Annotated in this window: 9 protein-coding genes; all 9 read left to right on the top strand. The window is 70.8% G+C overall.

What is annotated here, in order from left to right:
- Positions 1–86: 86 nt before the first annotated feature.
- The 9 genes from AB0C59_RS17170 (at position 87) to AB0C59_RS17130 (ending at position 10,828) form a co-directional block, all read left to right on the top strand.
- Complete coding sequence (locus tag AB0C59_RS17170; RefSeq protein WP_363005222.1) at positions 87–1,265, top strand: MFS transporter; 1,179 nt, start codon at positions 87–89, stop codon at positions 1,263–1,265.
- A gap of 496 nt (positions 1,266–1,761) precedes the next feature.
- Complete coding sequence (locus AB0C59_RS17165) at positions 1,762–2,340, top strand: hypothetical protein (RefSeq protein ID WP_363005213.1); 579 nt, start codon at positions 1,762–1,764, stop codon at positions 2,338–2,340.
- 169 nt (positions 2,341–2,509) lie between these two features.
- Positions 2,510–3,067 (top strand): hypothetical protein, encoded by a 558-nt coding sequence (locus tag AB0C59_RS17160; protein ID WP_363005211.1) that lies wholly within the window; start codon positions 2,510–2,512, stop codon positions 3,065–3,067.
- Entirely contained in the window at positions 3,064–3,969 is a 906-nt protein-coding gene (locus tag AB0C59_RS17155) for an N-6 DNA methylase (RefSeq protein ID WP_363005209.1), read from the top strand. Before AB0C59_RS17160 ends, AB0C59_RS17155 begins: the two co-directional genes overlap by 4 nt.
- Positions 3,970–4,037: 68 nt before the next feature.
- The gene (locus AB0C59_RS17150) at positions 4,038–4,697 is read left to right on the top strand and encodes a hypothetical protein (RefSeq protein ID WP_363005207.1); all 660 of its coding nucleotides are present in this window, start codon (positions 4,038–4,040) and stop codon (positions 4,695–4,697) included.
- Between the two features lie 353 nt (positions 4,698–5,050).
- Entirely contained in the window at positions 5,051–6,004 is a 954-nt protein-coding gene (locus AB0C59_RS17145; RefSeq protein ID WP_363005205.1) for an SAV_2336 N-terminal domain-related protein, read from the top strand.
- Between the two features lie 199 nt (positions 6,005–6,203).
- On the top strand, positions 6,204–8,267 hold the full coding sequence (ligA, locus tag AB0C59_RS17140) for an NAD-dependent DNA ligase LigA (protein WP_363005203.1): 2,064 nt from the start codon (positions 6,204–6,206) through the stop codon (positions 8,265–8,267).
- A 236-nt stretch (positions 8,268–8,503) separates the two neighbouring features.
- Complete coding sequence (locus AB0C59_RS17135) at positions 8,504–10,264, top strand: hypothetical protein (RefSeq protein WP_363005201.1); 1,761 nt, start codon at positions 8,504–8,506, stop codon at positions 10,262–10,264.
- A gap of 102 nt (positions 10,265–10,366) precedes the next feature.
- Positions 10,367–10,828: a hypothetical protein gene (locus AB0C59_RS17130; protein ID WP_363005199.1), complete on the top strand. Its 462-nt coding sequence runs from the start codon at positions 10,367–10,369 to the stop codon at positions 10,826–10,828.
- The last annotated feature ends 51 nt before the right edge of the window (positions 10,829–10,879 follow it).

Here is a 10,879-nt window from a genome sequence, read left to right as displayed (position 1 = left end):
CGTACCGAGCCCGACGCCTTCACCCTCTTCCCCGCCGACGCGCCGCTGCCGGAACCGGATCGGGGGACCGGTCGCGGCCCCGCGCCGTGCTGCCCGCACTCTGCCTGACGCAGATCACCAGCTGGGGCATCGTCTACTACGCGTTCCCCGTACTGAATCCCGAGATCACGCACGCGACTGGCTGGCCGGCGGGCGCGACCACCGCGGCCTTCTCGCTCGCCCTCGTCGTCTCCGCCCTCGCAGGAATCCGCGTCGGCAGGATCCTGGACCGGCGCGGCCCGCGCGCCGTCATGACCACCGGTGCCGTCCTCGGCACCGTCAGCCTGCTACTCGTGGCCGCCGCCCCCAACCTGCCTGTCTTCTTCGCCGGTTGGGCCCTGGCCGGACTCGCGATGGCGACCACCTTCTACCAGCCGGCCTTCGCCGCCCTCACCCGCTGGTGGGCCCCCGACCACGTCCGCGCGCTCACCATCGTCACCCTCGCCGGCGGACTCGCATCCACCGTCTTCGCACCCCTGACCGCCCTGCTCGCCGAGCACCTCTCCTGGCGGCACACCTACCTGGCCCTCGCCGGACTGCTCGCCGTCCTGACCATCCCCACGCACGCCCTGGCCTTGCGCGCACCCTGGCCTCCCGCCCCACCCGCCGCACCCCACCGTGCCGACGGCACCACGCCCGTCGCCAGAAGCCGCTCCTTCTGGCTCCTCGCCGCAGCCTTCACCCTGTCGGCGTTCGCGATGTACGCCGTCGTCGTCGCCCTCGTCCCGCTGCTGCTCGAACGCGGCTACTCAACCGCCCAGGCCGCCTGGGTCCTCGGCATCGGCGGCGCCGGACAAACCCTGGGCCGCACCCTTTACGCCGCCCTCGCCCGACGTACGACCGCGACCAGGCGAACCACGGTCCTCATCACCCTGGGCGGCATCACCACCATCGCCTTCGCCGTGACGCCAGGCCCGTACGTCCTGCTGATCGCCGTATCGGTCGCAGCCGGCATGGTCCGCGGCAACCTCACCCTGCTCCAGGCCACCGCCATCACCGACCGCTGGGGCCACACCCACTACGGCCGTCTCTCCGGCCTCCTCGCAGCACCGGCTACCACCGCCGCAGCCCTCGCACCCTTCGCCAGCGCCTCACTCGCGCCCCTCCTCGGCGGATACCCCCACCTCTTCGGGTTGCTGGCCACCACATCACTGCTCGCCGCGCTGATCGCCACCTGCTCGGACCCCACCGGAGTGCACAAGGAGCCACGTTCCTCGTCAACCTGACGGGGGACCACCGCCCCGCGAACCCGCTCCTGGATCCCTCTCCACGGCGATCTGGCGAGCGGGTTCTCCGTTCCACCACTCCGGGAATCCGCGAACCCGCGCGCTTCGGCGCGTTCGATCGCCAAGTTCGTCGCCGGAGACCGGGGTGCCGACGGGTTCGAGCGGCGCATCGCGGCGCTGGGCGCATCGCCGCGCCCTGCGGGGTCAGACCGGCGTGCCTGGCTGCGCACCGCACTGGAGCAGATCGGGGCCAGGCGCCAGAGGCACCCGGGGACCCACAGGTACGCTCTGCCCGTTGGCCGTACTCGGGCCGAGCGGTCGAGGGCGGTCTTCGGCATGCCCGCACTCCCCTACCCGAAGTGGGCGGATGCCCGTCCCCGCATCTAGCGTGTTGTGTATTCGCGTTTCAATATGTAGTGTGGTGTTCGTGATCGAGCGGCGTACAGCTGCTCTCACGCACACCACCATCTTGGAAACCTCACCCAGAGGAACGACCGTGGACACGTCCATCCCCGACCGCAAGGCTGCGCGCTTCACCGCAGCCGCGGAATCCGGCGTCAACATGACCCCCGCACGTGAGTGCACCCTCGCCGACCGCGCCGCATGGGCCGACGCGGCGCTGAAGGCCTACAACAGGCAGGCCCCCAAAGCCCTGTTGCCCGTTCCCGAGCTGGCCGAGCGCGTACGGCTCGGCGTCCTCGCGGCCGAGGCCATGGCCCAGATCGCCTTCAACCTCCCCGGCGACCAGGTCGTGGACGACCAGGAGAGCGCTGATCGCGTGATCGGCGATCTGATCGCTCAGGTCTTCTGCCTGACGGACGGCCGGGTCACCGCCCACGAGCTCCACCAGGCCGCCGAGGGACTGCGCAGCGAGGCGTACCCCGTGAAGCTCGATGTCCTGTGCGCCGTCGCCGCCTCCGGAGCTGAACGCGAAGCCGCCATGCTCGCGGCGCTCCTGGACGCGGCCGAGTCCTTCGGGTGCGACGTCCCCGGCATGGTCGACAGCGCCCGTGACTACTTCGAAAACCTCACGGCCGAAGCCGCGGACGAGGAGGCCGAGGCGGCGCGCGCCTGAGCCACGGCCGGAAGCGAGGGACGCGGCCCCGATGGCCGCGCTCGCTCCCCGCCGGGTCGCCACGGAGCACCCGTCGTCCTTCACCACGGCAGGCCCCGCCGCTACGCCGCACCCACGAACTGACCCGCTGGCGAGGACCATCCCGCCAGTGCCGCCCCAGGAGGGCCCCATGGACACCATGATTCCCAGCACCCGCACCCAGGAGTACTGGTACCTCGCGACCCTCGGACGTGACGCGTTGCTCAGGGAGCTCGCGCCCCTGAAACAGCCAGCCTCCGCCACCGACGACCCGCTCTCCCTCGCGGGACGATGCGTTATCGCCGAGCCGATCGGACACCCCGACGCCCACCAGGCCGCACAGCGGGCCCTGACCCCGCTGCGCACAGCCAGGACGTTCACCGCCACCGTCACCGACGAGGACACCACCCTGGAGTTCACCGGCGTCGTGCCGGTCCTCGGTGAACGCGAAGCGGGAGGCGTCACCGGCTGGTACGCCGAACTCCTCCTCTTCGAACACGGCGCGCTGCTCAACAAGGCCGCCTACCGGCTGTCTCGGATGCCCGACGACCGTACCTGGATCATCGACAGCGACTTCCAGCCCAGCGGTCACCCCGGGACGTTGCAGCCGTTCGGCTCGCGGCGCCTAGGCCGTAAGCGGACCCTCCTGCCGTCATTCGTCGCCCAGCTCGATCACCTCATCGTGCAAGGGCCGGGGAGCGCGGCGTGACCCTGTACGGCATCCCGCCCACCGGAATGCGCCGCGCCATGGCGCCCGAAAGCGGGCGGGACCACGCCCACGCCATCGCCGAGGCCGCGCACGCCTGGTGGACGTCCAACCGCGGAGGCTCCAGCGACCGGGCCATCGCAGTCGGCACTCCGGCCGCCCTCGCCCTCTCCGCGCCCTCACAGCCGGACGGCCCCGACTACGGCCCGCTCCTGCTCCCCCTCGACGACGAAGAGCTCGTCGACACGTTGCGAGCCGGCTGGAACTCGTTTTGGACCTACGACCCGGACTTGACCGAGGCCGCCCGCCCGCTCCACGACTGGCTCTCCCATCCCACCGACAACGACATCCGCGGCCTGGCCGACTACGCCCGGATCCTCCTGCGCGCAGGGCTGCTGGAGTACTGCTCCGACACCGCCCGCGCCGAGTCCGACGATGTCCTCGGCCTGCTCATCACCCGGATGCGCAGCTACAGCGAACGGCAGTCGACCGGCGAGTTCTTCACTCCGGGGATCGTCACCAACTTCATGGGCGACATGGTGCTCTCCGCCGAACGCAAGCCCGGTGACCTGTTCCTGGAACCCGCTGCGGGCACGGGGACGATGGCCCGGTCAGCTGCCGCCACGCTGCGGTTCTTCGGGACCGACCCTGCCCTCTACCACTGGTGGCTGAACGACCTCGACCCGCTCAACGCCGCGTGCTGCGCCGTGAACGCCCAGCTGTGGAGGCTCGGCAGGCAGGTGACCGTCTCTTGCGGCGACGCTCTCAACCGTCCCCGGCTCCTGGAGGAGGCCGTACAAGAGCGCGCCGAGCGGGCGAGATCCGAGCAGAAGGCCCGGCCAGTGCTGTACCCCACCACGACCCGCCCGCCGTTCTGGCCCTGGCAGTTCACTCCTCCCTCCTGACCCGCGCGGCGGCCGTGCCGCAGCCCGCCGCCGGCCGCCGCTCACCCTGCACGAAACGGAGCCTCCCCATGGCCATCAACACCACGCCGCCACCCGCCATCGCCACCTTGGTCCCCGACTCCGAGGGACACGGGACGGTTCTGAGGATCGTCTACGCTCACCACCTGGACGGCGAGACCCTGGCCTTCCAGCTCTTCCACCGGTACGTCCACCGCTTGCAGGCCAGCACCCAGCTCCCGGACGAGATCACCCGCGCCGAGGTGATGGCCCTCCTCGGCGCGCAGGGCGCGGACTGTGCCGAGGGCTGGCACTCCTCTGCGAACGAGCCCACCGAGGAGGCCTCGGACGAGGCGTGGCAGTGGGTGCGCGCACAGGTGACCCGCCTGTTCCCCGGTCTGTCCTGGAAGGTCGAGCCTGACCGGCGCATGGACATTCCGGGGGTCGACGCCGACAAGGTCGCCGACATCGTGATCCGGGCCCGCCCCCTGGCCTCGGACGTGACTCGACCCGCGACCATGTTCGATCCCGCGCTCACCTACTACGCGGACGGGACACATGTGGTGATGCGGGCCCGGGGGACAGAACGCTCCGGGCGCACCTTCGGCATGGCGGAGGGCGCCGCCTCGTACGCCTACCAGGCTGTGCGCTGGGACGACTGCGGAGCCGACCTCGTCGCCCCCCACGTGCTGCACCGCGTCGAGAGCCAGGCCCAGGACGGCGTGGCTTAGCCGGCCGCAGGGCCGGCGCGCGGGAGTTCGCACTGCTCGTGGGCATCGTCGGCGACCAGGTTCGCCGGGAGGTATGAAACCAACGGGCAGCCCGGTGGCCGGGTAATTGGGACTGGCTCGCCAGTGGATGAGGCACACAACTCGATGTTGTGTAATCACTGTTCAATGTGTATTGTACTTGCTGTGGGGGTGGTAAACCGCCCCACCATTCCAAGCCAATTCCGAAGGAGCCACGTCCCCGCGGCTCGCCCTGGCCGTGGCACTCCCTCGACGGCCGGGGCCGCGAGGCCCGGACCGACTTTCCCTCGGCCCGGTCCGGGCCTCGCCCCTCCCAGAGGCCCCAAGGAGACGACGTGACCATAGGAACGAACACGGCACCGGCGTATCGCCTCCAGCTCGTCTTCGATGCCGGGCCCACGATGTCGATGTGGCGGCCGCTGCTGCGGAGGCTGCGCCAGTCTCTCGCGCAGGACGGCCCTTTCGGGAGCGTGACGGTGTCCGTGCTCAAGGCCGATGGCACGCTGCGAGGGCGACAGGTCGAGAGCGACCGGCTGGTGACCCTCGTGCTCAGCGACTGCTCCGGCCCCCAGTGGTACCCCGGGCCGGCCGGTGACCGTTGGCACAAGACTCTGCACAGTTGGGCGCGAGTGCGACCGGTGGCGGTGGTACAGCCACTGCCGGAGCGCATGTGGCAGCGCACCGCACTGCCCGGGACGCCCGGCCGCGTCCATGCCCCGGCCGCCGGATCCGCTAACTCCGAACTGATCTTCACGGCGCACGACAGCACACCCCACGCGGGAGCGGACACCATCCCTGTGCCTGTTCTGGAACCTTCCTCCGCCTGGCTGGAGAGCTGGTTCACGCTCCTTGGCACCGGCGGCACCGAGGTCCCGGCAGCGGTCGCCTTCATTCCGCAGGCGCTCCCGGCCGAAGGGACAACCTCCCCGGCGGGACTCACTGCCGAGGAACTGGTCCTCCGCTTCCGCGCCACCGCATCCCCCGAAGCGTTCCGTCTCGCGGGCCACTTGGCCGCAGGAGTCCCCCACTTGCCGGTGATGCGGCTGCTGCACAGCTCGGTGGAGACGGCTCCGTGCCCGAGCCACCTGGCCGAGGTGATTCTGAGCGGCCTGCTCCGTGCCGTCCCCGGTCGCCCCGGTATCTACGCCTTCCGAGGAGGCGTTGCCTCCGTGCTGCTGCGCACGGTGCCGCGTTCCTCGCTCTTCCGCATGGTTGCTCTGCTGCGGCAAGCCGAGCCGTCGATGCGGCGCGCCCTGGTGAGCGCGGAGGCTTCGCGACTCGTCGGCTAGTGGCGCCGTCTCCGCGTCCAAACGTCGGCGCAACCCTTCGCCGACTCTTCTCCGCCAGCACCATCTGGGCCGACCAGTCCTTGGTTGCCTCTTTCTCTTCACCTGCTGGCGCGCTCGCCTTCGGTGGCCCGCATTGCCCTAAATGCCCTTGCATCCGGGCGCGCGGCCACTGTCAGACCCCTAAGAGAGGATCACCCTCATGACGACTCTTCCCGCCGCTCAGGCGCAGTCTGCTGTGTCCAACCGCACCGAGTACGAGGCCGCGCTCCAGCTCCTGCGCGAGGCCTCGCAGGCGTACTACGGTGACGGCGACAGCGTCCTGGACGACGCCTCCTACGATCAGCTCCGAAGGTCGGTGCAGGCCTGGGAGGAGGAGAACCCCGCCGAGGTCTCCCCGGACTCCCCCACCGGGCTCGTGGCCGACGGTGCAGCGCCCGTCGGCGACGTTGCGCACACCACTCGCCTCCTGAGCCTGGACAACGTCTTCGACGCCGAGGGCCTGGTGGCATGGGGCGCCTCGCTCCAGCGCCGTCTGGGCCGCGCGCCGCAGGGCGGATTCACCGTGGAGCCGAAGATCGACGGTGCCGCCGTGGCCGCTCGGTACCGCGCCGGCCGTCTGACGCAGATCATCACCCGCGGTGACGGCAGTCACGGCGAGGACATCAGCCACGTCATCGGGCAGATCGACGGCCTCCCCGAGCGTCTGGCCGAGCCGGTCACCGTCGAGGTCCGCGGCGAGGTCGCCTTCACCCAGGAGCAGTTCGAGAAGGCGAACGAGGTCCGTGCCGCTCACAACGCGCAGGTCTTCGCCAACCCCCGCAACGGCACGGCCGGGACGCTGAGGGCGAAGGACCGGCCGTACCGGCTCCAGATGACGTTCTGGGCCTACGGCGCGGTCGGACTGGACGGCGTATCGTTCCTGCCCGCCGGAGCCACGCACGCCGAGACCCTGGCCGCCGTGGCCGCAGCCGGAATCCAGACGACCGCGGACTCCCCGGCCGGGCTCCACGTCGTCGCCGACCTGGCCGCGGCACAGGAGCGGGTTGACGCGATCGCTGCCATGCGTGCGGATCTGCCCGTCGGAATCGACGGGGTGGTGATCAAGATGAACGACACGGGAGAGCAGACGGCTGCCGGGTTCGGCACCCGCTTCCCTCACTGGGCCATTGCGGTCAAGCTCCCCGCGGTCGAGCGACAGACCGTTCTGGAGGACGTCGTGTGGGAGGTCGGCCGCACCGGGGTCCTCGCGCCGACCGCGATCCTCGCCTCTGTGGAGATCGACGGCTCCCACGTCACCCGGGCCACCCTCCATAACCCCGCCGACATTCGCCGCCGGGACCTCCACCTCGGCGACACCGTGACGGTGCACAAGGCCGGCGACATCATCCCCCGCGTGCAGGGAGCCGTGGTCCAGCTGCGCCCGGAGGGGGCACGGGAAGTGCCGCTGCCCGCGGTCTGCCCGAACTGCCGTGGCGAGATCAACAAGACGCAGGAGCGGTGGCGGTGCGCGAAGGGCACCGCGTGCGCGCTCCCGGCACTGATCGAGTACGCCGCGCAGCGCGAGATGCTCGACATCGACGGCCTCGGCAAGACCTACGTAGCGGCCCTGGTCACGTCCGGCTACGTCAACGACGTCGCCGATCTGTTCACCTTGACCGCCGAGCAACTCACCGAGGCGACCAAGAGCGCCAAGAGGGCAGCCAAGCTCGCCGAGCAGATCGAGGCCGCCAAGACACTTCCGCTCAGCCGCGTCTTCTGCGCACTGGGCGTGCTCGGCACCGGGCGCAGCATGTCCCGCCGCATCGCCCGGCACTTCGAGAGCATGGACGCCATCCGTCAGGCCGACGCTGTCGCTCTGCAGGGCGTCGAGGGCATCGGGCCCGAGAAGGCCCCGGTCATCGTCGAGCAGGTCGCCGCCCTGGCGCCCGTCATCGACAAGCTGATCGCCGCGGGCGTCAACATGACCGAGCCCCAGGAGGCGTCGGCGGCGGAGAGTGCAGGTCCGCTGACCGGCAAGGTCGTGGTGGTCACCGGCAAGATGAGCGGACGGCTGGAGGCCTACGGGCGGTCCGAGATGAACGCCCTGATCGAGAAGGCCGGCGGCCGCGCGGGCAGCAGCGTCAGCGCGAAGACGTCCATCCTCGTCGCCGCGCCGTCCAACGGGGGCAAGCCGAGCTCGAAGGCAGTCAAGGCGGCCGAGCTCGGCGTCACGGTCCTCACCCCCGAGGACTTCGCTGACCTGGTCGCCGACTACCTGGCCTGACACAAAGGAACCGAGGCGGGGCGTCGCACGGTAAGCGCGCCCCGCCTCGCCGTCCCTGCGGACCAGCGCACCGAACAGCCGGGCCAGGACGCCTGCTCGCGCACTAGGCAACGGCCTTGCCCGGACCCCACTCCATTGCGTTGCTTATTCCTTTTTCGATGTGTACTGTCATTTCATCGCCTGGTGCTCGGCACCCGCGACCTCTCCCCAATCCCCCGCGTCCAAGTAGGGATGACATGCACTCGAACATGCCCGAGTTGTCGGATTCCGAGCTTCTGGCTATCGCGGCCCGTGCCGCCAAGCGGACCCCGGTCAAGCCCAACGATCTCCTCATCCTCAGCGAGCTCCAGCTGAAGCTGTACCGGGAACTGCATGCCGCTGCCGGTCAGTTTGTCCGGCCACCGGTCCCGGAGGGAGCCTCCCCGGCATCCTCGGCGCGGGTACGGGGCGCCATCGACAACGTCCTCGCCGAGGACGAGGAGATGGCCGTCTTCCGGCAGATGTACGACCACCTGGCGAACGCGGCACTGGGCGACCAGCGGGTCGCGGATCAGATGCTGGCGCTGTCCAGCGGCCAGCGCGGCCCGGTCGGCGGGTTCGTCAAGCGCATGCTGCGCTTCGCGGCGACCGACGCGTACGCGAACACGGTGCAGATGCTCGTGGTCGACTTCCTGAAGAGCGCGGACGAACAGACGTTGCGCGCGGTGCTGGCCCAACTCGCGGGCATGGAGTGGGCGCTCGATCCGGACGACAGGCACCAGCGGATGATCATTGACCCGCCGGACGTCGTCGTGGGCGACTTCGACGCAGAGGTCCGCCGGTTCCGCGCGCTGGGGCTGTACCCCGGTGAAACCACACCGGGCCGGAGTCTCGCACGCGCGGACGACGCGGTCTGGGAAACTCCCGACCAGCACCGCATCCGTACATGGCGGCGCCGGTACGTGGAGGCCCACAGGCAGAGCCTGGACTGGGCCCGGGCGAAGGCGGAGGTGTACCGGCGGGAGCGTGAGCGGCTGGCGCCCTACGGGCATCCGGACGGCCTGGAGGCGGCCGTGGTGACGCAACTGCGGCAGGAAGCCGACCGGGCCTCCTCCGCCCGCCTCTTCCAGATCGGCGACTCCCTCGGCCAGATGGCGCTACGCCGCGTGGTGCGGCGGGCGGAGAAGACGACGACTCCGTTCGATCCCGCCCACCTCCCCGCCTCGCGCGGGATGCTGTTCCTCGACACCCCCCTCGCTCTGCCCAATGGGCGACGCATCGTCGGCTACGTGTGGGGTCCGTGGTCGCCCCGGACGGAGGAAGGCTGGTTCCTTCTGCGGCCCGACCGGCTTCTGGAGCCGGTGGAGGCCGCGTGCGATGACGTCCCCTGGACCTGGGTCACTGCCCTGACGTGCGACGAGTCGCTGCTGAAGCTGCCGTTCTCGCCCTACGAGACCCTGCTGGCGCGCCCCGGCGAAATCCTGGATCCGGAGACCCGGCTTCGCGACCCGGACAACCCTGAGCGGTACCGGAGCGGATCGGGCCGCCAGGGCGGCCAGGAGCTGATGCTCCGCCACGTGCGGGCGCTGTGGGAGCTGCTGACCCAGCACAAGCGGTCCACGGTTCGGGTCCTGGCCCACCAGGTCCACCAACTCAAGCCGAGCAAGCGCGATGCCGAACGGCGGCGGGGCATTTCCGACTCCGGCCAGGTCGAGAACTGGTGGGTGGACCCGGACGCGGGCGAGCGCTTCCGGGAGCAGCAGCCGAGTGAACCGCGCGAGGGCGGAACCGGCCGCACGCTGGCGGTCCGCTACTGGAGGGAAGAGCACGAGCGGCAGCAGTGCCCGAACTCCCACCGGCACGCCGCCCTGGAGACTGAAAAGCGCGGCAGCTGCCCGCACTACGAGATCACCATCCCTGAGCACCCCGTTGGGCCCGCCGACGCGCCGTGGTCCGACCGGCTGCGCCGCGCCCGCCTCCGCCCCTCGGCGACGCCCCGGCACGGCACGAACGCCTAACAGTCCCCGTGCGGCACGGGTGGGCCCCGTCCCGCCCGTGCCACAGGTCCCCCGGCCCGTGCACCGGGCCGACTTCCCGAACGTCTTCAGCCGAGGAGAGCCATGTCCGACGACCTCCGTCCCCGCACCGTCCAGCACCGCCGCTGTCAGCCACTGCACACCGTCTACGGGCTGGTGGCGCTGCTCGCCGGCTGCGGCTTCCTGATGGAGCAGCCCGTCATGTGGCTGTTCGTCGTCCCGCTGGCTGTCCTTGTCGTCAAGACGCGCCGGCTCGCCCGGAGCGGGGCCTGCGCCGCCCTCCGCAGGCGGGACGCGCGCAAGACCGCCCCGGCTCGCGCCCGCTGGGTGTGGAGCGCCGCCGCGGCCGGTCTGGACGCCGCCCTGGTGGCGGGAGCTTTCGCTGTCTGCACCGTGCTGCTGCACGGCCACGGTTACGAACTCGTCCCACGCGGGAGGGCGGTGGACTACCTGGCCCTCGGCGCAGGGACGGCGTTCGCCGGCGCGCATGCCCTCACTCACCGCATGTCCGCCCGAGCCCTGCAGCCGCCGCAGTCCGAGGCGTAGCAGGTCCCCCACGGGCGCGACTTGCCGGGCGATCACCCGGCACGTCCCTCC

It is taken from the genome of Streptomyces sp. NPDC048664 (genome assembly GCF_040650555.1).
GTDB lineage: Bacteria > Actinomycetota > Actinomycetes > Streptomycetales > Streptomycetaceae > Streptomyces.
This window is presented reverse-complemented; position numbering and strand designations above follow the sequence as displayed.